Here is a 25156-nt window from a genome sequence, read left to right as displayed (position 1 = left end):
GAAGGGGTGTATACCGCTTCTGAAAAATCCTCGACGTTTCAGAACTGCCAAGGACGGCGGTGGGTTTAGTCATTAGTGTGTTTGCCCTGCAAACACGTAGGTATAAAATGTGCAAGGATGCACATTCTTGAACGATGGCGTCCGCGGCGCTAGATGAACGGCGGGTATTAAACTCCCGCACGTGGAATAGTCAATATTAGTGCAGTGCCTAAATACCCCAAATGTATTTAAGCAGCACTTTTTTTAGCTGCTGTTTTTCTGTATACCAGTGGAGGTAAGCCATCGGGATTTACCGTCGTTACACGCTTGGTGTTGTAATAAGCAAACGTGTATCTCCAAACGATTGTCTTGACTTCCTCCACGGTCAGTTTTGTCGTATCAAGCTGATATATCTTTTCCTTTTTCAGCGTCGCAAACCAGCTTTCCATCCGGGCATTATCCCAGCATTTCCCAACTCCGCTCATACTCTGGACTGAGTGCAGTTGTCCGAGCGTCTTTTTGTACTCGCCGCTTGTATACTGGCTTCCACAATCGCTGTGAATTATTGCTCCGCTTTTTATATCAAAATTCTTGTATGCCTCCGTTATCGTTTTTATGCATAGTTCTTTTTTCATGTTTGTGTCCATTGCAAGAGAAACGATCTCTCCATTGTAACAGTCCAAAAGCGGTGACACATACAGTTTTCCGTCTTTGCACGGTATCTGCGTTATATCCGTTAGCAGTTTTCTCAAAGGTTCTTGTGCACTAAAGTCTTGTTTGATGATATTCTGCGGTCTCAGAGCCTTTTTGTCGACTTTTGTAAGACCGTCAGGGCTTCTTCTGTCTTCATGCAGCAGATTTCCTCGTGCCATCACTCGTCTTACCGTCGACAATGAACGCTTAATGCCCCGTTGTTCAAGTGCTATCTGCATACGCCTGTCCCCATAGTTCTTGTTTTCTTCATCCTCTTCAAGAATCTCATGCATTTGAGCGAGCAGTTTCTGCCATGCTTTCACCTTTTTCCTGTTTCGCTTCCATTTATAAAAACCGCTTTCGCTGACCGGAAGAGTCGCGCACAGCATCCGTGCTGAAAACTGCTTTTCAGCACTCCGATGGTGGATGTAAGCGAAAAGGCCATCCTTTTCTATTTCTTCCGGTCTTGAACGAAAAAAACGAGTGCATCCTTCATTGACCCTGTTTTAGAAACTTCAGTTTCTGAAACAGGGTACCTTGAAATGCGATGTTCTCAATCGTACTATCTGTACGATTGAGAACTCGTTGACCAGTTCGGCTACGAAGGTACCGAACTGGTCTTGTATCTCATTCGCATTTTTAAGCTCGGCCATCTCTTTTTTGAGTCTGCTGTTCTCTTTGTGAATGTCAGCTTCTGTACTTTTTCCTTCTTTGTTTTTCTTTACCCGCTGCTTTATCCAGCCTGCCAATGTTCCATAGTTTACGTTAAGCCGTTCGCACGCTTTCTTCACTCCGATCTCGTCCGACAGCTTCAATGTCTCGATTTTAAAGTTCTCATCGTACCGTTTCATTGCCCTTCGTCCTCTCTTGTTCGGCAACTTTGGCACTGTACTTTTATTGTATCACTCCAGCAAATAGAAAATACAAAAACTCACATCTTTAAAGAACCTCCGCTATCCTTGGCGGTTCTAAAATACCTACCTCCAGCGATTTTGCAAATAGACGATGTAGATGCTAGGAGCGTACAAAAAACACCCGCAGGCGTACTTGTTGTACGTCGAGGACTGTTTTTTGCTAAGCGACAACGCAGATGCGTCGTATATTTGCAAAAGATATTGCATTCTCTTCTGTTTGCTTGTACAATATTTTCATGCTGAATCAACGCATAGTATTACCACAATATCAATTATCTTCTCACAACGTGCAAAAAGGTTCGCAAAAGATACTTGACACGTATATAACCTGCGGAGACAATTACTCAGCAACTCAGCAACTCAGCAACTCAGCAACTCAGCAACTCAGCAACTCAGCAACTCAGCAACTCAGCAACTCAGCAACTCAGCAACTCAGCAACTCAGCAACTCAGCAACTCAGCAACTCAGCAACTCAGCAACTCAGCAACTCAGCAACTCAGCAACTCAAGGCGTAAGCATTGCCCGCGCCCTGATAAGCGGGCAGCTATTTTTCACAGATATAATCATTTTCTCTCATCATTTTTTGTAGGCAGCAAAAGAGGGGTGTTGTTTTCTCATGTTAGAGAAGCCCTGCGTTTTGCAGCGTTGGGCATATCTTGTGCGTTAGATATGCAAAGACACCTCAATTGTAAATACATTATGAATAGAGCGTTCTATCGCAGCAGCCGTCAGGCGGTGTGGTTTGATACGGGATAAGCAAAGTGTAATTAAAAATTATGAATTAAAACGACATTGAAGGAGAAATTTTATGGAAGGGAAGAACAGAAAGACAAAAGTCTTTAAATGGGCAGCGATGGTGATGCTTGCCGTATCGCTGGTCTTTACCGGTTGTCCGCATACTGCCGGTTCAGGCTCGGGAGGCGGAGGAATCAGTACTCCTGCTGGTAGTTATAATGCTGCAACCGGTGAGGGTATTGTAGGTGGCGTAAAGTTTACAATGAAAAAGGTTGAAGACGTAACTGACGGAAGCGTGGGGCACACCAATGAAGACGATAACCAACCGCACACGGTAAGCCTTACTGCATACCGGATAGGAGAGAGTGAAGTAACGCAGGAGCTGTGGCAAGCGGTGATGGGTGGTAACCCGAGTTATTTTACAGATAGTCTTAAAAATCCTGTAGAGTTGGTAAACTGGTATGCTTGTATAGCGTTTTGCAATGAGCTTACTAAAAAGGCTGGACTGGGAGATAGGGAGTGCGTGTATTACACCGACAGTGGTTTTGGTACCGTATATACGACGTCTGATGCCAATAGCGGAACGGTTCCGCAGGTGAAGTGGAGTGCAAAAGGGTTCCGGTTGCCGACTGAAGCTGAATGGGAATGGGCAGCAAAAGGCGGAACTGAGAACAAATGGGCGGGAACGAATACCGAAAGCGAACTTGTAAATTATGCGTGGTACAATGATAGTAAAACGCACGAAGTAAAGCTGAAATCGCCGAACGGGTACGGGCTGTATGATATGAGCGGGAACGTATGGGAATGGTGCTGGGACCAGTATAAGGATAGTACGCCTACAGGCGGGCAGGATCCTACGGGCGCTGCTTCCGGTGATGCCCGCGTCGAACGCGGTGGTGGCTGGGGCGATGGTGCGAGCAACGCCACTCGAGCTGATCGGTATGGCATCGACCCGGGCGACAGCTACACCGATCTGGGGGTTCGTGTGGTCTCGCGCCCCTGATGAAAAATGTACATCCGTGTACATTTTTCATCGACGAGTTTGAGACTTCGCCTCAAACGTCGCTGCTGCATGGAATCAGCGGCATCCGTGCCGCTGCTGAAAAACCAATTGCGTTGTGCACAAATCAGACAGGTCAATATTACTTATTCAGAACGTTTTCGTTAAGCATTGCTTTACGAAAACGCAACAATTCGGCAGCCTCGAAATGTGAAAATTTCTGTGTTGCCGAATTTATAAGAATGCTTTTTTACGCGGGCATAAAATTATCGCCGTTACCAAAGAATTTGTTGCAGCAGGAGAAAACAGTTTTTATTCAGAACTATGTCTTGGAACCAAGGCGGGTTCTTAGGGGAGATTTGGGAGAGGAGTTACTTTTAATCCTAAAGGAAGAAACTTGCGGCAAAACCGCAAGCGGTGTTCCGTTTCTGGGCTTTTTGTTCAAACCGAAAGGAATATACAAGTTGCTAACCAATATAACATTCCGAAACGGATGAGATACTATCAAGCCGCTCTTGACGTTGCATTTCTTGATCAGGGATATTCTTATAAGGCGCTAAATGATAGTTTTATTATCTTTATTTGTTTGTTTGATCCTGTAGGAAAGAATCGAGCTATCTACACGTTTGAGAACGTTTGCATAGAAGATAAAACTATCCTCTTACAGGATGGAACAAAAAAGATTATACTGAATGCAAATGCGTTTAACACAACTGATGATAAAGACTTACAAGGTTTTTTACAGTACGTCAAAACCGGTAAGGTAACGACTGAATATACAGGGAGGATAGAGCAGATGATACAGACGGTAAAACAGAACGAATTAGCGCGGAAAGAATACCATATTTTACCGGCAGCTCTTATGGATGCCTTTGATGAAGGGGAAGCAAAAGGTTCCCATCAAGCAAAGATTGAAACGGCAAAAAATCTTTTGCAATTCGGCTTATCTGTGGAAAATATCGCAAAAGCAACAGGCCTAAATAAGGAAGATGTAGAAACACTGATTTAATTGGCAATGCATTAATTCGTTGGGCAAGGAAAGTGCAACAAATTCGGTGAAGCGTCGTTAAGCAGTTGTACTCAGGATGTACACTTCCAGACAAGGCTAATCGATTAAGCTGAAACGGTCGGCAATGGTGCCGCGCCATTCTGCGCGCTGGTTTTTATCTTCCCACTCGATGATTCTAACGATAGTGAATTCTTTCATCGTTACCATTGAAGCGTATTTGATAACGGCGAATCTGCCTTGACCGATGTACGAAATCGCTTCATTTTCGTGTAAGACTTCGTTTTGCTTTAAAAAATTCAATACGCAATCGAAATGTACAGGCTTGCCATCTGTTTTATCCGCTAATGCGGCGCTTAAATCTTTGATCGGTTTGCCGCACCGTGTACAGATAAAAAGTTCGGTAGGTTCCTCATGTTGTGTGTTGATATACGGTTTATTATTCACCGTGGTATTTTCTGTATAACGGTTTTCTTTTCTATGTCCCCGCCTATTATTCATATTATTCTTCATCCTTCATATACATCATCTGTTCGGTCAATATCGATGCTAATCGGTATATCGCAGCTTGAATATATGCCTTATCATTGAGTTTTGTTTCCATTTCGCGAAAATCGGATTCGGTAAAGTATTTGCGGGGGGTATACCGCTCTTTCTTTGGAAACACGCCAACATTCATACATAGTCCTCAAAAGCATTCTCTAGATGCAAGGGTTCTGCTGTGTCTATCGTTCGCGGATCAAACGGCAACACAAGAACATCAAACCGTATATGCATCTTGTTATATTTTCGATGAGTTAAGAGAAAATATTTAGCGGTTTTACAAATCCTTTCCTGTTTTCTATTTCCGACAATGATATCCAAGTCCGTAAGCTGCGTATGGGGTAACGTTTTTACTTCAAAGAAGATAAGCGTTTCGTCTTTTTCCGCTATGATATCAATTTCCCCTGTTCTTGTTCGCCAGTTTCGGGCAATGATGGAATACCCTTGCCGTTCAAGCCATTTTGCTGCGAATGTCTCACCTGCCGGCCCCAGCCGTTCTTCCATCATTTTTTTTGCTGATACTGCAACGGATCGATAGCTTTGACAATAAAAGTATTTTTGTATTCTTTTAAATCGATGAGTTTGCCCTTATTGTTAGGATACAGATGCCCGCTTTCATCGATGAGGATTCTAATCAGCGGCCGTAAGGGGGCTTCGGGGTCTATACCGACTACACGTGCGATGGAGGTGTCGTTCATTAATACTATTGAGCCGATAGGATAGACGCCGATACTCTGAATCATCGCTTTGATAACTTCATAATCAAAGTGGCGGCCTTTATCTGCAAGGAGGGTTTTCATTGCATCGTAACCGAGTAATGCACTGCGATACGCCTTCCGTGCGGTCATTGCGACAAAGGCATCTACAACAGCAATAATACGGGCACCTATTTCGATGGAATCTTTATCAAGTCCATTAGGATATCCTTTGCCGTCCCAGCGTTCATGGTGCTCAAGAACAAGCATTGCGACTCGTTCGGTATACACAAATTCCGATAATACAGCTTTATAGCCATAGACGGTATGGGCTGCAACAGTCTGCATTTCGGTATCGGAAAACGCAGTCTTCTTATTTAAAATGGTACCCGGAATTCTCAGCATACCGCAATCGTGCAATAGAGAGCCGAGTACTATATCATCAATATAATCTTCGGGCAGATTCATAAATTTTGCAATGGTTTCGGCCAAAATAGCAGTATCAACGAGGGCTTTTGCCATATCTCGTTCAGGAATTTGGGCCGATAGGATAAATGAAACAGCGAGCGATCTATCGGCTGCAAGTAAATTATGGAGCCTCAGGGCTATTCCATCTATTGGCCGGGGGGATAAGGGTTTTCTTTTTTTTACCTCGGTTAAAAAAATATCCAATGTGAGGATAATTGCCAAATATTCGGTATACAGTTCGCTGTGCGTTAAAATATCCGGTAACTGTAAAATGGTATTTTCTTCTGCTGTTTTCTTTTGAGCATTTTTACCGGCAGACTTAGCGGTAGTAGGAGCTCCTTCATCAGGTAGTGCATCTAATTCTTCAACCAATTCAGCTACTTCTGCTCTTTTTTTTATGCTTTTACCGGCTGTCATAACAAAAGGCACTTTCCATTGCTTTAATACCGATAGTTCACGTTCAGAAACCGGATATCCTTTGCCGAGGACTTTGTTCTTACCGTCATCAAAGAAAAGCGGCTCTGAAAATATCATGCCTTCTTTTAAATCTTCTACCTTAATTCGCCTAAGCACCGATTATCCCATCCTTTTTTTGAAGAAATGCAAAAAGAGCGGCAACCGCTTGATACGTTTCTTCTGGAATACAAGAGCCTATTTCAGCTTCAACCAACACTTCCGCCAACAGAGGGTTATTGATAAGGGGAATATGACATTTATCTGCAATTTCCCGTATCTTTTGAGCAACCGCACCGCGTCCTGAGGCGGTGATCAGCGGAACACTCTCTCCGAATGTATATGACAATGCTACCGAACAATCCCGTACTTTGCTCATATTATCGCTTTTCATCTTTACGGTAATATAAAAAAGTCATACCCACTCCTAACTCATTCTACACTGATATATCAATTGATGCAAGAGCATGATTTTCTTCTATATTACCATCGGCATAGTGTACGGTATATGACGTAACTCCTGCGGATTCCAGACAATCCAGCAGCAATGCCGTGAGTGCTTCTCGTTTCTGTGCTGGAAGTGCTGCTGTTCCCTGATAGGAAAAAAGGCAGGCATTGTTTTTGAGTGTAAACGTCCATGATTCCTGCTTTTCTTCACTCCGTACTCTCAGACAGCATTCATGACATACGGTGTCTTGCAGGTCAAGTAGAAAAGCTGCCGAACCTTTCCAGAGTGTGTCGAGTTGTTTTTCAAACGGGAATACGACCCAATGGTTTTTACCGGCTTTTACATGATTGAGAAAACGGAAAAGATCGTCATCTTCCGGAGCATCGATCGGTTTTTCAAGGTGTGTGTCTGAAAGTCCGAAAAGCGCTGCAAGGCATTGTGCAATCAGCTGCGGTGAAGGTTCTAGTCCGCGGGAGTAGAGGAGAGCAGCAGCGAAAGCGGCTTTTTTTTCGTGCGGGGCAAAAGCATGAAGCGATGAAAGAATTTTTAACAGTTGTCGGGATTGAAGCGGCTGTTCGTTTTCGCGAAAAAAAGCAATGAGTGCTGCCGTAAGATCTGACTGCGGTATGCCGAGTTGAGTAAATACATCGTTATGAGGAGTTTGTGGAAGTATATGTTTTTGGTACGGTATTAGTACCACCGTATTTTCGGCAATATGAACGCGCATCAATAAAAAAGCTCCTTCTCGAATGTCTTGAGAAAGAGCTTTCGTCTGTGCTTGCAATACGGTTCCCTTGACGGCAATCCGTATCATATTGTTTTTAAGGATAGACAGTATCCGAACCGTTACCGGTTCGTTTTCGGAAAAACCTGCAGCGGTATTCCCGGGTAAAAGAACGGCCTTGTTAAGCGCAGTGTTCCGTCTTAACGGGATAATGAGCGCCGGCCGTTCCGCTACGGTTTGCATATTCGCTAGTTCTTTTTCTGCAGCAGTGTCTTAATCTTTGCCGCCTTACCGATCTTCTCGCGGATGTAATACAGCTTGGCGCGGCGTACCTTACCGGCATGTACAACTTCCACCTTTGCGATACGCGGTGAGTGGAGCGGGAATACGCGTTCAACACCAACGCCGTAAGAGTTCTTTCTTACCGTGAATGTTCGGCCGATACCGGCATTTTTAAAGCACAGCACCAAGCCTTCATATATCTGAATACGTTCGGTTTTCCCTTCAATAATCTTGAAGTGTACCTTTACGGTGTCGCCTACTCTAAAAGAAGGTTTTTCGACAATCTTTTGTTTTTCTTCAATCTTACGAATTAAATTCTCTGCCATTTGTTATCTCCTGTAAAATAAGTTCCGCTTCTTTTGTCCATTCAGGCGAACTGCGGATTGCTGTCAGCAAGTCGGGACGCATGGCAAGCGTCTTTCTAATCCGCTGTTCAAGCCGCCATTTACGAATGTGTTCGTGGTGGCCGGACAGAAGCACTTCAGGAACTGCTCTGTTCCTGAATATCTGCGGCCGTGTGTACTGGGGGTATTCCAACAAACCGTCGGAAAAGCTCTCCTCTTCAAGGGATTCGCGGGAAATAACGCCGTCGATCAAGCGGTACACCGCGTCTATTATTACGAGTGCAGCAAGTTCACCTGAGGACATGACGTAGTCGCCGAGCGAAATTTCATCGTCAACGTATTCGTCGATGATTCGCTGATCAATTCCTTCGTAGCGGCCGCAGATAAACACGAGCTCTTGTTCTCGTGCAAGCTCCGCTGCACGTGATTGCGTCAAGGGTTTACCGGAAGGGGTTACATAGATAACCCTCTTTTCGGCAGCCTGTACGGAATCGAGCGCGAGCGAAAGCGGCTGCGGCAATAGGAGCATTCCAGCCCCACCGCCGTAGGTTAGATCATCACAGGTTCGATGCTTGTCGTAAGCAAAGTCGCGGATATTCACCAGATTGTAGGTAATAAGCCCCCGCTCAACCGCCTTCGCCATGATCGACGATTCGAAAAAGGCGGCGGGTATTTCGGGAAACAAGGTCAGCACATTGAATCTCATTCGAGAATCCAGCGGTGCATAAGCTCAACCTGCTTTGCCGGTATATTTATCTTTCCAATAAATTGGGAACGAAACGGAATATACACGGTTCTGCCTGTTGCAGCCTCGGAGACTTCCAATAACAATCCGCCTCCGCCTTCCACTACATCTGCAATTGTACCCACAGAATTTCCTTTGTACACAAGGTCAGAATTACAAAGATCATTGATATAAAACTCGCCGCGTTCGAGCGGGCAAGCCATATCGCGAGGAACCAATATATCCGCTCCGTGCAGCTTCTTTGCCGCTTCGGGCGAATCGATACCTCGTAGTTTTAATAACGCGTCCGCATTGCGGACAACGCACTCTTCAACCTGATAGAATAGCTCGGGAGGCTGTGTTTCCGTCCCCTTGGATGGAAGCTGCAGTTTTATCTCTTTAAAGTTTAGAAAATGTTCATATTCGCCTGAACAGCTTTCAATTTTAAGGAAGCCTTCAAGACCGAATGTACCCCGAATCCTACCGGTTATGAGCCAGTCCATTAATCAAGAATTTCCAGCAAATAACGGGTTCCGCTCCGGCCGGCTGATGCCATAAGCAACGTCCGAATTGCCTGAGCAACCCTTCCGAATTTTCCGATTACCTTTCCTACATCACCGCTTGCAACGCGCAATTCCAGCACAATACCGCGGTCGGTCTCTTTTTCCGATACGGAAACGGCACTGGGATCATCAACAAGCGATTTTGCAATGTACTCGACTAAATCACGTTCCATGTTCGATAGCCGACCTATAACGTGAATTGTTTTTTGTTGAGTAAGTGACGAACCGTGTCGGTGGGCTGAGCGCCTTTATTAAGCCAACCGCGTACTTTATCGGCATCAAAAGCAATCTGCTGGTCTTCCGCTTCAATAGGATGATAGATGCCTACTTCGTCGATGGTTTTACCATCACGGGGTTCGCGGACATCCTGTACCACGATGCGGTAATACGGACGCTTTTTTGTTCCGAATTTCTTGAGTCTGATTTTTACGCTCACGTTAATCCTCCCTGAAATTAATTATTTATGGTGGGAACTACTAAAAACGGCAGCTTTTAGGGATGTTCCTACAAGAATAAAATACAGGCTATAGTACATGAAAACCGATACTTGGTCAACTATAGGACATCGAGTTTTACGGCAAAGAGGGATTTTATTTGACTACTTGACATACACTATATATGGTGGTATTATCATAAATGTAAGCATAATTAACACTATATGGATAAACTCATATAGTGAAATATATCTTTATAAAGGTGGGTAAGATACCATGAGAACAAGAGAAGCAATCAATGCTGATATTGCAGCTGCACAGTCTGAGCTGCAAAATGTACACGGTTCTACAACGGAAGTATATGCACGCATAGTCGGTTATTACCGTTCCGTCCGTAACTGGAATAAGGGCAAGCGTGAAGAGTTTTCAGAGCGGAAAATGTTCGAACACGAAAATCCTAAAACGCCCCTCTATGCAGGGCAAAGTACCATAGTGGATACGGGAACAACATCGATTCAATATCCTGCATTTTTTGAGGTGTATACGCGGAAGACGTGTCCCAATTGCCCACCTGTTAAGGATTACTGCAATAATCTCGGTATTGACATCCATTATATCGATGCCGACACCGAAGAAGGTATTAAAGCAGCTGCAAAGCACGGCGTCCGATCCTGTCCTACCGTTATCATGTATAATGAATCGGAAAAAGAACTTTCCCGTGCATATTCGGTTGCCGATCTTAAAGCGTATCACTTAACTCCATATACGGCTGAAGCGGTTATCGCGTAAACTATGAATGTCGGTCTGCAGAAAACCACGCTTGTCAACTATCCGCGCAAGGTTGCTGCTGCGGTTTTTCTGCCCGGCTGCAACTTGCGCTGCCCGTATTGCTATAACGGTGAGCTTGTATGTGCGTCCGTTTCGGAAGGTCCTGCCGGTAAGTCATTGCAGGGCGGTATGAATGATTACGTACCGATCGAAGCGGTTTATGAACATATCGAAAAGCGGAAGCCGGTATTGCATGGACTTGTTATTTCGGGCGGCGAAGCACTCCTGTCTCCGTTTTTACCGGAACTTATTCTACGGGCACGAAAGGCAGGGCTTGCCGTTAAGCTTGATACAAACGGTTTACTGCCGGATAAGATGTATTCCCTCCTGCATGACGACGCACTCTGTCCGGATATGATAGCCGTTGATATCAAGACTGCTCCCGCCCGTTATCATGAACTCAAATTTTGTTGTCCGGCAGGGACTGAGCCGTCGGCTGAACAGCCTGAAGCTGCACTGAAACGGACACTGATGATTTTGCAGGAAAAGCACATGTTCCGCCGGCCGGTAGAAATCGAATATAGAACTGTTCTTGTACCGCCGCTTGTAGCCGCCGAGGATATACGCGCTATTTCAGCATTGCTCCCCTCCGATGCCGCATGGTTTTTTGCTCCCTTTTTACCGGGAAACTGTCTTAATCCGGCATGGAATACAATCCGTCCATATACACAGGCTGAAACAGAAGAGCTGATTCGTCTTGCCGGAACAAAGATTCCCAATAGTAGATTACGTTAATCAATTTGCAATTTATAAAAATGGATAGAAAATCATGAGTTCTCTACAGCGCAATGCTGTAGGTTCCGCTCCGGTGTTACTTGTAGAAATTGTTGTGAGGGGAGAATGGGCCCAGCTGGACTTGAACCGGCGACCCGCGGATTATGAGTCCGCTGCTCTAACCAACTGAGCTATAGGCCCAAGAAAGCACTATAGTAATTTATTTTGCGGCTTTAGTCAAGGCAATCGAAAACGAATGTTGAAAATTGACGCCGAAAACCGATAAGGACGGCAAAAAATCTAACCGAGTTTTTAGAGAGACCTTGGTATTCCTAGAGATCCTCTATAACAGAGTTGCTGAAGTATCTCTACGACTTGCTGTTCGCTTTCCGGATCAGTCATATCGATGCGGTGAATATTCGGAAAGGATTGGAAAAAGGTTTGCTGCCGTTTGGCGTACCGTTTGCTGTTGCGCTTAATGAGGTCTTTCACCGCATCGAGCGGGGCGGCCGCCGGCGCATCGGGGGAAAGCTCAAAAAACTCTCGGTAACCGATTGCTTTCATTGCAGGATATTCGGCGGTACACCCTTCGGAAACGAGCTGCGCAATTTCCTGTTGCAATCCTTGCGCAAACATCTCATCGACACGGATTTCGATGCGTCGGTACAGTTCATCGCGAGGGCGGTCTAAACATATCGGACAAAAGCGGAAACCCTCGCGATAACGGTACGACAGCTCGAATGAGCTGAGCGGCCGCCCCGAGGCGCAATACACCTCATGCGCGCGGAGAATACGGTATTCGTCATGGATGTGGATCTTGGCTGCCGATGTGGGGTCAAAAGACGCAAGTTCCGCGTGCATTGCCGCGGCGCCGACACGCTGCATCCGTTCCTGCAATTGTGCACGTAAAACCGGATCCGCCTGCGGGGTAACCGGCATACCGTACATAAAATGTTTAATGTAAAAAGCCGTCCCGCCAAGCACAACCGGCAGTTTGCCGCGGCTTGCAATGTCCTGGCAGAGTGCATCCGCGCTGCGTACAAAGTCCGCTACGGAAAATTCTTCGGAAGGGTTACATATCCCGATGAGGTGATGGGGGAGCGTATCGAGAAGCTCTTGCGGAGGCTGAGCCGAACCGATCGGCATACCGCGATATACCTGTACCGAATCGGCAGATATAATCTCCGCTTTAATGGAGTTAACAGGAGAAGTAAAAAGATGAGCGGCAAGCGCGGTTTTTCCGCAGGCGGTAGCCCCGAAAATAACCGCGACCGGAATGGTATGTGTCGATATCAAGAATTAGGAATGATCGGGGCGGTATTCTATTTTATAGTCGATAGCACCGGTAAACACTTGCGACGCTGCAGTGCACACAACCTTATCGTTGTTTTCTTCGAGTATCGGATCTTGAATAGTTACCAGCTGAAAAGCGCGCCGTGTTGCAGCACAGGTAATTTCATAAATATTGCCTTTGAATTCAATCAATTCTTTTAACGGAAAAATCATAGCGCATATTATAGCGAGTTTTAGTATTTGCTGCAACCGATTTGCTTGCCAATTATGTGAAAGATGAGCAATCGTTGAATATGTTTTCGCTACGAGCTGCAGCTTTCGCATTCTTCCACTTCGAGGGAGCGGCTGCGGACATAATAGACAGATTTTATGCCGTTTTTCCATGCTTCAACATACAGGTTGAGCACTTGTCGGAAGCTGTACTCGTTGGTAATATAGAAGTTCATGGATTGCCCCTGATCGATATGACGCTGGCGGAGACCGCAGGCGCGGATGCTCCAGAGCTGATCAATGGTGTGGGCGTTCTTATACAGCCAATAGGTTTCGAGCGAGAGGGCAGGGGCAACACGGGGTACCAACGAACCTTTCTTTTCTTCCAAAAAATAGCGCTTCATAATGGGATCGATGCCGGCGGTAGTGCCTGCGACAATCGAGGTTGAACTGGTCGGAGCGACCGCCAACAGATAGCCGTTCCGCATACCGTGTCGGGCAACCGCGTTTCGCAGTGTGTTCCATTGTTCGGAATGATAGCCGCGTTTTTCAAAATACGCGCCGGTTTGCCAATCGCTGCCTTCAAAGAGGCGGTACGAACCTTTCTCTTCAGCAATTCGCATACTTGCCTGCACCGCGTAGTAATTGATTTTTTCAAACAACTCATCGGCAAGGCGGAGATGCGCCTCGCTTTCCCATGCAATGTGTTTTTTTGCCAGTAAATGATGATAGCCCGAAACGCCCAAACCGATAGCGCGGTACTGCTCGTTGGTGATCTTTGCATACGGTACGGGATAAAAATTGAGATCGATTACATTGTCTAAAGCACGCACCGCCGCTTCTATGACACCTTCCAGCTCGGCTTCGTTATCGGTGTCGATATTGCCGAGGACAAGCGATGCGAGATTACAGACAACGAAATTGCCGGGCTTTGTAACGGTTACAACCACGGTCTCTCCATCCTGTGTTTTAATTTCGGTATTCACCGTCTCGATCGGGCTCATATTCTGTGCAATTTCGGTACAGAGGTTGGAGCTATAGATCATGCCCTTATGTCCGTTCGGGTTGGCGCGGTTCGCATGGTCGCGGTTAAAGATGAACGGCGTACCGGTTTCTACCGCTGATTTTAGGATGAGGCGCACCAGCTCTTTTATCGGGATTTCCCGTTTTGAAATCCGGTTATCGTTGATACAATCCTTGTAGCGTTTTTCCCATTCTTCGCCGTAAAAATCTTCCAGCGCGTAGCCTTTTACCGTGAGAACTTCGTGCGGGCACATCAGGTACCACGGAGCGTTGATGTCCTCATCGACGGTGCGCCAGAAGAGGTCGGGGCAACACACTGCAGGGAACACATCGTGCGCCTTCATCCGGTCGTCGCCGTTATTGGTACGGAGCTGCAAAAACTCCGGTACGTCCTTGTGCCATACGTCCAAGTACACGGCTACCGAACCCTGCCGCACTCCCAGCTGATCGACGGCGACAGCAGTATCGTTTGCAAGCTTTATCCAGCGGATAACCCCTCCTGCCGCCCCTTGAAAGCCGCGGATGGGGGCGCCGACTGCCCGCACCTTGCCGAAGTACAGCCCCATGCCGCCGCCGAATTTGGAAATCTTTGCGAAGTTATCGATGCTGCGGTAAATCCCGTCGAGTGAGTCGGGAACGGTATCGATAAAGCAGGATGAAAGCTGATGATAGGGCTTACGGGCATTGGAAAGCGTCGGCGTCGCCATGGTAACCTGCAAGCTGCTCAGCATCAGGTAAAAGCGGCGTACCCATTCCATTCGCTCATTTTTTTCATGCAACGCGAGGTGTAAGGCGATCCCCAAGAACATCTCCTGCGGTGTTTCGAGCGGAATATGTCCCCGCGTGGAAATAACATACCGGCGCAAAAGCAAATCCAAGCCGCTATAGGTAAAAAGGTCGTTTTTACCGTTATCAATATATGAATAGGCTTTTTCCAGCTCTTCTTTTGAATACCCTGCACGGATATACGCGCCGTAGAGCCCTTTTTCTTCCAGATAGGTGAGCTTTTCGTAGAATGATCGGATGTTCCGCTTGGCAAGTTCGGCTTTCAGCTTTTCGGAAAAGTCGAGCATTAAAAAGCGGGCGGCAATAAACTCCCAACGGGGAGCCTCCTGTGCAGTGAGCTCAACAGCAGCCTTTATCAGCAAGGCGAGTAATTCCGATTCTGTCATATCCTGCTTACGGAAGGATTCAAACTTGTGAAAGAGCAGGGTTAAGCTGTATTGCTCTTCAGAAAAATCCTGTTGAATGCGGGTTAGCACCGGCAAAATATCAATCGCGGTAAAATGAGCGGCGATAGCATGCCGTGCATCCCGTTTTTTTGTCTGCTCAACACGGTAAAGAATAAAATTTTTAACCTCGGCATAGCAATTATGCTCGATCATTGTTTTTTCAACCAAATCTTGAATGGTTTCAACCTGCACCGGACTGCCGTTTTTACTCAGTTCATGTATATCAGCTTCGATTTCTGCTGTCATCTGCTGCAAAAGCACCGCGCTGTTTCCATTATTGCGCTGCGCTGCCGTATCTGTTACGCTGTTAAATGCTGCCTGCATCGCCAGTGTAATTTTTTCGGCATTGTAGGCTTCCTTTTCTCCGTTCCGTTTAATAATATCCATTCCTAATTTCCTTATCTTTGAAATTCTAATGGGAAAGGTGAAAGGCGTCAAGGAGAGTATGGAACGACCGTTTCAATACCGGCAAATGCATCGGCGGTATTGATTGCATCGATTGAGGTTTTTCGTAAGATAGTATATATTTTAAGTATGCAAGAAACAGCCGATTTTTTTAACGACAGTGCAGTGATGCTCGCCGCCGAGGGATGTCATAGCGAAGCGATCGCGTGTCTCCGCCGCGGTTTGCAGCTTGAACCGTTCAGCAGTTTGATGTGGTTTAACCTCGGGCTCAGTTACTATGCGCTTGATGATAAAGATAACTCCCGCTATGCGCTCTATGAGGCAGCGCGCTGTAATCCCTTTGATGCAGATATTTGGGATACGTTGGGAGTTGTTCTCCATGAAACCGGCGAGATGGAGGCTTCTCGGCTTGCATATACGAAAGCACTTGAGCTTGAGACCGAAAACGGCCGCATTTGGAATAACTACGGTACGCTCCTTTTTAATGAAGAAAAATACGAACAAGCCCGCCGTGCCTTTGAATCGGCTTTGACACTTGCTCCCGATTCTGAGGATACACTTTTTAATTTACGCGATACCTATACGATGCTGGGAAACAAAAAACTTGCAAAAAAATGTACTAAAATAATTGATAGACTGGCATTAAAAAATCCGGACACATTCGTACAAAAGCGGAACGAGCCGTGAGAATTTTTTATATCGCCGAAATTACCGGTAAAGTAGGCGTGTGGGCGGTTAGAAAAAATATTGCGGAAATTAAGCGCCGCTATCAGCCTGACTTTATTATCGCAAATGCCGGTATGGCGACAGGTGCAGGCGGGCTCGGTAAGCAACACGCCGGTTATTTAAGAAAAATGGGGATCGATTGTATCACCGGCGGGGATTGTATCTTTCAAAAGAAAGATTTAGTCGAAAATCTCCCGAATATGCCGTTTGTCCTGCGTCCTTGTAATCTACCGGAGTACAGTTCGGGAGCCGGTTACCGCTATTTTACAGCCCGAAACGGGGAAAAACTTGCAGTTATTTCGATTTTGGGGCGGGTAGGGCATCATCGGCTTTTAGCGGATAATCCGTTTGCGTTGATGCAGGCGCTGCTTCCGAAGATAGAAAGGGAAACGCCGTTTATCGTGGCTGATTTTTCTTCAACCGCAACTGCCGAAAAGCAGACTATGGCATTCTTTCTTGCAGGGAGGCTCTCCGTGTTGATCGGGTCGGGTACGGGCGCCGCCGCAGCCGATGAGCGGCTGATGTCCGCCGAATCCGGTTTCTCCGGTACCGATGCCGCAGATGCGCATATCAATGCACAGACGGGAGCGGCAGAAGCATACTGCGGGCAGCATGGCAGAAAAACCGCCTATATCACGGATGCGGGACGAACCGGCAGCTTTGACTCCGTCGGCGGACATGCCCCGTCCGGTAAGATACGGGAATACCGTACCGGCCTTTTTGAGTACCCGCAAGAAACATGGCAGCGGGTCTGTGTGCAAGGGCTGGATATTGAGCTGGACGGGGCGGGCGGCGCCTTGTCGATAGAACGAGTCCGTATCGAAATGCCTGCCGCTGCGGTGCCGCAGTCATCATAACGTATATCCGTATGTAATTTTGGAGGGCTTTTTAATGGAAAAAACAGGAAGAGTGATACGTATACCGATAACAAAACGGAACGGCATGCAGATTGCAACTATTGAATACGATACCCCCGAAGCGGATCTTTGTTCCATTAAGTCTACCGATAGCCGCAGCGGATGCGCATCATGCGGCGGCGGTTGTCATGGCTGCGGAGGAGGCGGTAAAGACGGCTTGCTGGTGGTGCAGGGAAATGTTGTCGATGCGCTGAACGTTTCGGGAAAAGATTTATGGATCGGGAACAAGGTCGGCGTCTTTATTTCCGAGAAGGCAGCCCGTTTTCAGGGACTGTGTGCAGTGGGGATTCCGCTTATCCTTTCGGCAGGTGCTTTTACTGCAATCTTTTTACGGACGCAAAACGAAGGACTTGCGCTTGCCGGTATTGCCGCCGGCCTTGCCGTAGGGGCGGCTATCGCTTTTGGCATAAACCGTATCTTAAAAGAGCGGGCGCTTCCGCAGATTGTTACCGTCTATGAGTAAAAAAAAACTATGAATGAAAAAAACATTGCCGAGAGTGCGGAAGTGCCGATTACGGAAGTGAAATTAGCCGAAGCCCGGCTTCCGGTACGGAAAAAAATCGGATTTGGAATTGCCGACATCGGTGGAAATTTATTTTTTACGGCTATGGGGTTTTGGACGCTGACATATCTCACCGATACGGTGTACCTTGCACCCGCTCTTGCAGGAATCGCCGTTATGACGGCAAAAATATGGGATGCCGTGACCGATCCTATCGTCGGCTTTTTTTCCGACAATACCCGCACCCGTTTCGGACGGCGCCGGCCGTATCTGTTATTCGGAGCGTTGCCGTTCGGCCTTTCGCTCTGGCTGTTTTTTACCAAGCCTTCGCTTACCGCACAAACGGCGCTGTTTTGGTGGGCATTGCTGATGCTCTGTCTAGTGAACACGGCCATGACTCTTGTGAATATTCCGTATTCGGCGCTGACCCCCGAATTAACCTCCGATTATAACGAGCAAACCTCACTCAATGCATATCGTTTTTTATGCGCCGGCATCGGTACGATAATGGGAGCTGTCATCGTCATGCCGATTGTCAATATATTTCCATCCAAAGCATCGGGATTCTCCGCAGCAGGCGCCGTTATCGGCGGTATTATTCTGGTAACAACGCTTATCACTTTTTTTTCAGTGAAAGAGTCTGCCGTACCGCCGAAAACAAGTACGGGGAAGGCGAACGCGTTCTTTGCTTCCTACCGTTCGGTGTTTAAAAATTCCGCATATACGGTGCTTTTAGCGGTTTTTGTATTGCATATTACCGCGCTCAATTTTTTACAGGGAATGGTTGTGTATTACCTTAAATACATTTACCGAGCGGAATCTCTATCAAGCATGATTATGGGACTGTTGCTGATAACGGCGATTGTTTCAATTCCTATTGCGGCGAAATGTTCAAATCTATTGGGAAAAAATTTTTCGTACCGTACCGGACTTGCCGTGTTGTGTATTTCTACTATGGTTATCTTTTTTATAGGGCACCGTATCGGCGTAACCGGTCTTGCAATCTCATTCGTATGCGCAGGAATAGGGGTCGGTTTCGCCTTTGCCACTCCTTGGGCAATGCTACCCGATGCGATTGCGTGGCAGCCCGATACGGTACGCAACGAGGGCTGTTATTACGGAGTGTGGACCTTTGCCAGTAAGCTCGGACAGGCTGTTTCGACCGGTGTTTCAGGTTTAATTCTCAGCGCTGCGGGCTATCATGCGGATACAATTCAGTCTCCCAGCACGATATTTGCCATTAGACTTATTGCCGGACCGATTGCTGCTGCCGTGTGTCTATCGGGTTTTATACTTATTCATTTTTATCCTATCGATAAAAAAAGAAAGGCGCTAGCATAATTCATACTTTTAGTTTATAATGATAGTATTAAAAATAGCCGGTTTATAACAGGGATGGTTTGTCATGCCCTTGTGATAACGGCATACAGTATGGAGAATTACAGCATGAAAGAATTAATTTCTCATCCCGGTGAAAAATATACCGAAGCGGTTCGTCTCGGTTCACTGTTTAAAAAAGCTGTCCATCATAAAAAATGTCTTTTTTCCGCCGTATTAGCGGCGTTTGTTTTTTGGGGAAGCGGCATGGCTGTCTATGCAGAAACTGCACCGACGGTACAAGGCGGCGTTATCGATTTACGAAACTGGAATTTTGATACCAAGGGAAAAGTGTCGCTTAACGGTACTTACGGCTTTTTCTGGAACGAATTTCTGGAAGATTGGAAAGAACCGTCAGACTATATAGCGGTACCGTCCTCTTGGACTGCTAAAGCAGCGGGACAGGGGAAAGCATATCCTTCAAACGGCTATGCGACATATGCTATAAGACTGCTGTTGCCTAAAGGAGCGCCTTCTCTTTCGCTGTATCTGAAAAACAGGTTCCCTTCGCTGACCGTATTTGCAAACAGTGTGCAACTTGACGCATATAATCCTTCCGGAAGAAAACTTACAGATGCGCAATCTTCTTGTTTTGTCTTACCCTCAGGCGAAACGCAGATCGATATTTTGATTCAAATAAAGAGTATTGATCACAAAAAACAAGGTATATACAATCCTGTTATTCTTAATAAAACATCCGCCATCGAATCGTCGATATATCAGCGTAAGCTTATCGAAGCAATGATTTTCAGCTTTGCATTAGCGCTCGGTCTTTACCATTTGATATTGTTTATTTTCAGATCAAAAGAAATCAGTATTTTGTATTTTACCCTGCTCGTGTTTATCGTTATGATACGAATACTTTCAACAGGGACGATGATCGGATGCGATTTATTCGGTTTTTCTTGGATGACAGCGCTGCGTATGGACTATTTCAGCTTTGCAACGGTCTCAATTCCTGTCATCCTGTACTTTTATGCGCTTTATAAGAAATATATTAATAAGATTATCGTTATCGTTTGGGTAGCAGAAGGGGTGTTGTACGGGATTTTAACGCTTGTTACAAAAGGTGCTTTTTTTGCATCGTTTCTCTTTATACACCAAATGATTTGTATTTTGGAGGTTGTGTACCTTCTCTATCTTATCATCCGGTTGATGTATAAAAAAGAAAAAGAGGCATCTTTCATTGCAACCGGCTTTGCCGTACTGACAATTACCGCCTTGATCGATATCCTTGAGGGAATGGACATTATTCAAACGCCGGCAATGCTCCCCTTCGGGCTTCTCTTTTTCCTGCTGATTCAAGCTGTCTCATTCGCAAGAATATTCTATTTTGAAAAACGAGAGAGCGAGTTGATGCGTGATAAAGTCATTGCTTCTTCCGATCAATTGAATACGTTTATCACTGAAATTAAAAAAGTTATTGAAGATTTGGCAAACGAAGATGCTGTGTTGACTTCGAATATGCACAGTGCTCAGTCCTATGTGGATAAAATTTCAAGCTATATTAAGTTGGTACTTGAAGAGGTATCCTCACAGAAAACGAGTTTGATCGATACGGAAACCAATACAAACTATTTAAATACGTTCCTTGAAGGTTTGGATACGCAGATTACGCAGCAAAGTGAAAAATCAAAGGATGCAATGGATAAGCTTATGGACTTAATCCAAAACACGAAGCTGCTGACGGAAAAATTCAAGGTTATTCAAGATAACTTCATGAATATCTTCCAAGCGAATGAAGTCGGTAAGACGAACTTTTCAAAGATGACCAAGACAATATCCGATATTACTACCCGTTCCGCTGTTTTGCTTGAAACCAACCAGTTGATAACACAGGTCGCCGAGCAGACGGATATGCTCGCAATGAATGCCGCTATCGAAGCTGCCCATGCAGGTGATGCGGGAAAGGGATTTGCCGTTGTTGCCGAAGAAATCCGGAATTTGGCTGAGAGGGCATCTGCGGAATCGGATTCAACCGGAAAAATTATTAAGCAGATTACTGCTTCCATCGACGAAACCGCTTCTGCTACGGATATTTTAGCTCAGAGTTTTGCCGATATTAGCGATAAGGTGACGGACTTTGAACACATGCTCGCGGAAATCGCAACCTTTATCGGACATACGGATGCTCATACTACCCGTATGGAGCAAACGCTGAAGGAAGTATTGGAAGAAATGACGGCGTTAAAGAACGAAAATAGCCGCATAATTGAAACACGGGAAAATACGGTTTCCAGCTTTGGCCGCTTAACAAAGGCAACGGAAAGAGTTAATGCAGAAATCGATTCAATGCTTGACAATATTACCAACTTAATACGTATTTTTTCAAAAACGGCGGAATCGCAGGAACAAACACGGGAAATTATCGGCCGCTTAAATCGTTTATCTTTTCAGAAGCGGGAAGCGGCCCCTGATGAAAATGAAGTTCCTGAAATCTAATCTCATTTTCGGCGCTTTTTAAAAATAATGGGAATCTCTAAACTTCGGTTTTTTGAGATTTCTCTTAAATATTTATGGGTTAAGGAAAAACGATGGCTCAAAACAGTAAAATTACTCCTGAAGTATTTGACAATTTACTCTATCTTTCGCGCCTTTCTTCCAACGATAGCGACATGGAGTCTATTGCCGGACAGGTTGGTCAAATTGTTGAATATTTTGATATTCTTAAAAAGTATGATGTGCCTGCGGAGGCGGACAACGCGGCAATGCTTTCGCAAGGATTACTGCGCAGCGATACTATTGAGGCCGGTATAACGCAATCGGATTTGAAAAAAATGTCGAGCGAATATATGGACGGCTATTTCCGTGTACCTAAAGTTCTTGGGAGCGGGGTGTAATCATGAAGGATCTTTGTACAGCAAATTTAGCCGAATTAAAAACGTGCCTTGAAGCGGGGACGGTAACTTCTGTCGATATTGTGCGTGCCTTAAAGGCTGCGTATCAGGAAGATGAGAAGCAAGCGACGCCGTTGCATGGGTTTATTGAATTTTTTGACGATGCGGAAGCGCAAGCAGAAAAAGCCGATGCGCTGCGGAAAGAAGGAAAGGTTACCGGTAAGCCGCTTTTAGGGTTGCCCTTTGCTGTAAAAGATAATATTTCAATACGCGGAAAACTCTGTACCTGTTGCAGTAAAATATTGGAAGGTTATAAGGCTCCGTATAACGCAACGGTGATTACCCGCTTAATGGAAGCCGGCGCAATACCGATTGGTAGGGCAAATATGGATGAATTTGCGATGGGGTCTTCAACCGAGTATTCGGTATATGGACCGTCGCATAATCCCGTAGACCGCACATTGACGCCCGGCGGCAGTTCGGGCGGTTCCGCAGCGGTGGTTGCCGGGTTTCAAGTTCCGTTTTCGCTCGGTACCGAAACAGGCGGTTCCGTGCGCCTTCCCGCTTCGTATTGCGGAATATACGGATTAAAACCGACTTACGGTGCTATCAGCCGTTACGGTGTGGTTGCATTCGGCTCTTCGCTTGACCAAGTCGGTCTTTTTGCCCGCTGCATAGACGATATCGGTTTAGGCCTTTCCGTTGCGGGAGGTTCCGATCCGCATGATGAAACGAGCGTTCAGCATGATTTTTCCGCTTGTGCGCATTTAGAACCGTATACGGACAGCGAACTGAAAAAACTTCGGATTGCCTTACCGGTAGAATTTACCCAAGCGAAAGGTTTGGATACGGATATCGCAGCAATATTTGAAAAATACCGTGAATGGTTTACTTCAAAAGGTGTGCAAGTCGATACTGTTTCCATTCCGGTGCTGGAATCCTCTATTGCAATGTATTATGTTATTGCTCTTTCCGAGGCATCAAGCAATCTTGCCCGCTTTGACGGAATCCGCTACGGCTTACGCAAAGATCCGGGTAAAGGATATGATGAATTATATTGCGCGACCCGTTCTGCAGGGTTCGGGCGTGAAGTAAAACGGCGCATCATAACCGGTAACTATGTATTATCTCATCACCTATCGGGAGACTGTTACGAAAATGCGCTTCGTGTCCGCGCCCGTATGGAAAAAGAGGTAGGGTCGGTCTTACAGCAGTATGATTTCATTTTCTGCCCGACCGCACCGACGCCGGCATTTAAACTTGGTGAACGTGTAAACGATCCGCTTGCGATGTACCTTTCGGATTTATTTACGACATTTGTTAATTTATCCCATATTCCGGCGCTGTCGATACCTGCAGGTAAAGCGCAGGACGGTCGTCCGATCGGTATGCAAATCGCGGGCGCGAAGCTCTCTGAAGAAAAAATCTTGCGCTTGGCAAAAACGTTGGAGGCGGCACGGGTATGAGTTCGGAATTATCTTACGAAGTAATTATCGGCTGTGAAATTCACTGCCAATTATTAACAAAGACAAAGGCTTTTTGCTCTTGTGAAAACCGCTACGGCGGAATGCCGAATTCCCGTGTCTGTCCGGTTTGTTTGGGACTTCCCGGCGCCTTGCCCGTTATCGGCGACGAATATGTGAAACTCGGTATTAAGGCCGGATTCGCACTCGGCTGTACCATTAATGAATTCAGCAAGTTTGACCGCAAACACTATTTTTATCCCGACTTGGTTAAAGGCTATCAGATTACCCAATTCGATAAACCGATTTGCGAAAACGGTAAAGTTGAAATCAATATGGCAGCTCCCAATGAAGCGCCCGAGATGCGGATAATCCGAATTGAGCGCATTCACCTTGAAGAAGATGCCGGTAAAAGTCTTCATGTTGAAGGATCTCATAGCTATGTAGACTATAACCGCTGTGGGGTTCCGCTTATAGAAATCGTATCTAAACCGGATATGAAAAGCCCTGAAGAAGCGGCTCAATATATGCAAACGATTCGGGAAATTTTAAAGTTTATCGGCGTTACCGACGGTAACTTGGAAGAAGGGGCGATGCGCTGCGATGCAAACATCAACCTGAAAGTATTTGAAAACGGCAAAGAATACCGGACACCGATTTCCGAAGTTAAGAATATGAACTCCTTTAGAACGGTACGCGATGCTTGTGCATATGAAGTACAGCGGCAGCTTGAGGAATTTAAAACGGATCGGCAGGAGTATTCCCCTGATTTTAAGCGTACCATGGGCTGGGATGAACCGAGTGGAAAGACCGTTATCCAGCGTACAAAAAATTCTGCGCTTGACTACCGTTTTATGCGTGAACCCGATATTCCTCCGTTGATGCTGAGCCGCGAATACATCGATTCGGTATGTAAAACAGTCGGAGAATTACCGGCTGCAAAACGGGAACGGTTTAAGAAAGAATACGGTCTTTCTCAATTTGATGTGGAAACGCTGACAACAGAACGGAACTTGGCTGACTGGTTTGAAGCTGCCGCCGTTAAAACAAAGGATCCTAAAAAAGTTGCCAACTGGGTACTTGCGGAAGTACTTGCGGTATTAAACGAACAGCATATTGGGCTTGATCAGTTACCCTTCGGTTCCGATCATATTGCCGAATTGGTCAATGCGCTTGATGCACAGACTATTACCAGCAAGCAGGCAAAAGATGTTTTTGTGGAGATGTTGGCAAATGGAGAACATCCTCAGCAGATCATCAAAAAGAGGGGAATGACGCAGGTAAGCGATACCGGTGCTATCGAAAAACTGGTAGACGAAGTCTTTGCGGCCAATCCTCAAGCTATCGCCGACTGGAAAAAAGGCAAAACCAATGTTGCCGGATGGCTGATGGGGCAGGTGATGAAGAAGTCCCAAGGCAAGGCGAATCCTAATCAGACGACGGAACTGGTACGAAACAAACTCGCTGCATTATAACTGCATGATACAATGACGTAAAAAAGCCCTCTCATAATCGTATTTTTAGAGGGCTTACGGTACCATGCCGGCGGTGTTGCGTATAGTAAAATACGATAACCACGGTTCTTTTTTTAACTTTTATATTTCTTGGGTATATCTATCCTTGT

Annotated in this window: 28 protein-coding genes, 1 tRNA gene and 1 pseudogene; 13 read left to right on the top strand and 17 right to left on the bottom strand. The window is 45.9% G+C overall.

What is annotated here, in order from left to right:
• Window positions 1–227: 227 nt before the first annotated feature.
• Window positions 228–1061 carry an IS3 family transposase gene (locus tag E4N66_RS07940; protein ID WP_253727581.1) on the bottom strand — a complete coding sequence of 278 codons (834 nt, stop codon included), beginning with the start codon at window positions 1059–1061 and terminating at the stop codon, window positions 228–230.
• Window positions 1062–1187: 126 nt separating this feature from the next.
• Window positions 1188–1523, bottom strand: a complete 336-nt coding sequence (locus E4N66_RS07935; RefSeq protein ID WP_253727580.1) for a transposase — start codon at window positions 1521–1523, stop codon at window positions 1188–1190.
• Between the two features lie 239 nt (window positions 1524–1762).
• Here E4N66_RS07935 and E4N66_RS07930 point away from each other — a divergent pair, with 239 nt between their 5' ends.
• The 3 genes and pseudogenes from E4N66_RS07930 to E4N66_RS07920 form a co-directional block, all read left to right on the top strand.
• A complete protein-coding gene (locus E4N66_RS07930; protein ID WP_253727579.1) occupies window positions 1763–2101 on the top strand; it encodes a hypothetical protein in 339 nt (112 codons plus the stop codon).
• A gap of 293 nt (window positions 2102–2394) precedes the next feature.
• A complete protein-coding gene (locus E4N66_RS07925) occupies window positions 2395–3324 on the top strand; it encodes a formylglycine-generating enzyme family protein (RefSeq protein WP_253727578.1) in 930 nt (309 codons plus the stop codon).
• Window positions 3325–3778: 454 nt separating this feature from the next.
• Window positions 3779–4330: pseudogene (locus E4N66_RS07920) on the top strand (Rpn family recombination-promoting nuclease/putative transposase); the annotation flags it as partial.
• Between the two features lie 96 nt (window positions 4331–4426).
• Here the strand turns inward: E4N66_RS07920 and E4N66_RS07915 are convergent.
• From E4N66_RS07915 to rpsP, 11 genes are read right to left on the bottom strand one after another with little or no spacing between them, the layout of a single operon-like run.
• Window positions 4427–4828 (bottom strand): hypothetical protein, encoded by a 402-nt coding sequence (locus E4N66_RS07915; protein WP_253674213.1) that lies wholly within the window; start codon window positions 4826–4828, stop codon window positions 4427–4429.
• A gap of 1 nt (window position 4829) precedes the next feature.
• Entirely contained in the window at window positions 4830–5006 is a 177-nt protein-coding gene (locus E4N66_RS07910) for a hypothetical protein (RefSeq protein WP_200877759.1), read from the bottom strand.
• Window positions 5003–5377, bottom strand: a complete 375-nt coding sequence (locus E4N66_RS07905) for a YraN family protein (protein WP_044012766.1) — start codon at window positions 5375–5377, stop codon at window positions 5003–5005. The genes E4N66_RS07910 and E4N66_RS07905 overlap by 4 nt, the downstream gene beginning before the upstream one ends.
• The gene (locus E4N66_RS07900; RefSeq protein WP_253727577.1) at window positions 5374–6606 is read right to left on the bottom strand and encodes an HD-GYP domain-containing protein; all 1233 of its coding nucleotides are present in this window, start codon (window positions 6604–6606) and stop codon (window positions 5374–5376) included. The genes E4N66_RS07905 and E4N66_RS07900 overlap by 4 nt, the downstream gene beginning before the upstream one ends.
• Window positions 6599–6865: an EscU/YscU/HrcU family type III secretion system export apparatus switch protein gene (locus E4N66_RS07895; protein ID WP_044016828.1), complete on the bottom strand. Its 267-nt coding sequence runs from the start codon at window positions 6863–6865 to the stop codon at window positions 6599–6601. Before E4N66_RS07895 ends, E4N66_RS07900 begins: the two co-directional genes overlap by 8 nt.
• A 58-nt stretch (window positions 6866–6923) precedes the next feature.
• Window positions 6924–7901 carry a hypothetical protein gene (locus E4N66_RS07890; RefSeq protein ID WP_253727576.1) on the bottom strand — a complete coding sequence of 326 codons (978 nt, stop codon included), beginning with the start codon at window positions 7899–7901 and terminating at the stop codon, window positions 6924–6926.
• Between the two features lie 5 nt (window positions 7902–7906).
• Complete coding sequence (rplS, locus tag E4N66_RS07885) at window positions 7907–8266, bottom strand: 50S ribosomal protein L19 (RefSeq protein WP_044012761.1); 360 nt, start codon at window positions 8264–8266, stop codon at window positions 7907–7909.
• Window positions 8244–8990: a tRNA (guanosine(37)-N1)-methyltransferase TrmD gene (gene trmD / locus E4N66_RS07880; RefSeq protein WP_253727575.1), complete on the bottom strand. Its 747-nt coding sequence runs from the start codon at window positions 8988–8990 to the stop codon at window positions 8244–8246. The genes rplS and trmD overlap by 23 nt, the downstream gene beginning before the upstream one ends.
• On the bottom strand, window positions 8987–9511 hold the full coding sequence (rimM, locus tag E4N66_RS07875; protein ID WP_253727574.1) for a ribosome maturation factor RimM: 525 nt from the start codon (window positions 9509–9511) through the stop codon (window positions 8987–8989). The genes trmD and rimM overlap by 4 nt, the downstream gene beginning before the upstream one ends.
• On the bottom strand, window positions 9511–9744 hold the full coding sequence (locus E4N66_RS07870; RefSeq protein WP_006188554.1) for a KH domain-containing protein: 234 nt from the start codon (window positions 9742–9744) through the stop codon (window positions 9511–9513). The genes rimM and E4N66_RS07870 overlap by 1 nt, the downstream gene beginning before the upstream one ends.
• A gap of 14 nt (window positions 9745–9758) precedes the next feature.
• The gene (gene rpsP, locus E4N66_RS07865; protein ID WP_044012752.1) at window positions 9759–10007 is read right to left on the bottom strand and encodes a 30S ribosomal protein S16; all 249 of its coding nucleotides are present in this window, start codon (window positions 10005–10007) and stop codon (window positions 9759–9761) included.
• Between the two features lie 274 nt (window positions 10008–10281).
• Between rpsP and nrdD the strand changes: the two genes are divergently transcribed.
• Together nrdD and E4N66_RS07855 are read left to right on the top strand one after the other, a co-directional pair.
• Window positions 10282–10794, top strand: a complete 513-nt coding sequence (gene nrdD, locus E4N66_RS07860) for a glutaredoxin family protein (RefSeq protein WP_253727573.1) — start codon at window positions 10282–10284, stop codon at window positions 10792–10794.
• A gap of 3 nt (window positions 10795–10797) precedes the next feature.
• Entirely contained in the window at window positions 10798–11568 is a 771-nt protein-coding gene (locus tag E4N66_RS07855) for a radical SAM protein (RefSeq protein WP_253727572.1), read from the top strand.
• A gap of 106 nt (window positions 11569–11674) precedes the next feature.
• On the opposite strand, the gene E4N66_RS07850 is transcribed toward E4N66_RS07855, so the two are convergent.
• The 4 genes from E4N66_RS07850 to E4N66_RS07835 all read right to left on the bottom strand — a co-directional run bounded on the left by E4N66_RS07850 (window position 11675) and on the right by E4N66_RS07835 (window position 15692).
• A tRNA-Ile gene (locus E4N66_RS07850) sits at window positions 11675–11748 on the bottom strand.
• Between the two features lie 111 nt (window positions 11749–11859).
• Window positions 11860–12843: a tRNA (adenosine(37)-N6)-dimethylallyltransferase MiaA gene (gene miaA, locus E4N66_RS07845; protein ID WP_253727571.1), complete on the bottom strand. Its 984-nt coding sequence runs from the start codon at window positions 12841–12843 to the stop codon at window positions 11860–11862.
• Between the two features lie 3 nt (window positions 12844–12846).
• Window positions 12847–13053: a DNA-directed RNA polymerase subunit omega gene (locus tag E4N66_RS07840; RefSeq protein ID WP_044012743.1), complete on the bottom strand. Its 207-nt coding sequence runs from the start codon at window positions 13051–13053 to the stop codon at window positions 12847–12849.
• Window positions 13054–13142: 89 nt separating this feature from the next.
• Window positions 13143–15692, bottom strand: coding sequence for a ribonucleoside-diphosphate reductase subunit alpha (locus tag E4N66_RS07835; RefSeq protein ID WP_253727570.1), 2550 nt, complete (start codon window positions 15690–15692; stop codon window positions 13143–13145).
• Between the two features lie 147 nt (window positions 15693–15839).
• On the opposite strand from E4N66_RS07835, the gene E4N66_RS07830 reads away from it, so the two are divergent.
• The 8 genes from E4N66_RS07830 (at window position 15840) to gatB (ending at window position 25007) form a co-directional block, all read left to right on the top strand.
• Window positions 15840–16397 carry a tetratricopeptide repeat protein gene (locus E4N66_RS07830; RefSeq protein WP_253674222.1) on the top strand — a complete coding sequence of 186 codons (558 nt, stop codon included), beginning with the start codon at window positions 15840–15842 and terminating at the stop codon, window positions 16395–16397.
• Complete coding sequence (locus tag E4N66_RS07825) at window positions 16394–17293, top strand: TIGR00282 family metallophosphoesterase (RefSeq protein ID WP_253727569.1); 900 nt, start codon at window positions 16394–16396, stop codon at window positions 17291–17293. Before E4N66_RS07830 ends, E4N66_RS07825 begins: the two co-directional genes overlap by 4 nt.
• A gap of 34 nt (window positions 17294–17327) precedes the next feature.
• Window positions 17328–17816: a SoxR reducing system RseC family protein gene (locus E4N66_RS07820; protein ID WP_253727568.1), complete on the top strand. Its 489-nt coding sequence runs from the start codon at window positions 17328–17330 to the stop codon at window positions 17814–17816.
• Window positions 17817–17825: 9 nt separating this feature from the next.
• Window positions 17826–19196, top strand: coding sequence for an MFS transporter (locus tag E4N66_RS07815; protein ID WP_253727567.1), 1371 nt, complete (start codon window positions 17826–17828; stop codon window positions 19194–19196).
• Between the two features lie 105 nt (window positions 19197–19301).
• Window positions 19302–21674, top strand: a complete 2373-nt coding sequence (locus tag E4N66_RS07810; protein WP_253727566.1) for a methyl-accepting chemotaxis protein — start codon at window positions 19302–19304, stop codon at window positions 21672–21674.
• A 92-nt stretch (window positions 21675–21766) separates the two neighbouring features.
• Window positions 21767–22072: an Asp-tRNA(Asn)/Glu-tRNA(Gln) amidotransferase subunit GatC gene (gatC, locus tag E4N66_RS07805; protein WP_006189438.1), complete on the top strand. Its 306-nt coding sequence runs from the start codon at window positions 21767–21769 to the stop codon at window positions 22070–22072.
• Between the two features lie 2 nt (window positions 22073–22074).
• Window positions 22075–23535, top strand: a complete 1461-nt coding sequence (gatA, locus tag E4N66_RS07800; protein WP_253727565.1) for an Asp-tRNA(Asn)/Glu-tRNA(Gln) amidotransferase subunit GatA — start codon at window positions 22075–22077, stop codon at window positions 23533–23535.
• On the top strand, window positions 23532–25007 hold the full coding sequence (gene gatB / locus E4N66_RS07795; protein ID WP_253727564.1) for an Asp-tRNA(Asn)/Glu-tRNA(Gln) amidotransferase subunit GatB: 1476 nt from the start codon (window positions 23532–23534) through the stop codon (window positions 25005–25007). Before gatA ends, gatB begins: the two co-directional genes overlap by 4 nt.
• Window positions 25008–25156 lie beyond the last annotated feature (149 nt).

Source organism: Treponema sp. OMZ 857, from assembly GCF_024181085.1.
In the GTDB taxonomy this organism is placed as follows: Bacteria; Spirochaetota; Spirochaetia; order Treponematales; family Treponemataceae; genus Treponema.
The sequence above is the reverse complement of the archived record's forward strand: the minus strand, read 5'-3'. Positions and strand labels throughout refer to the sequence as shown.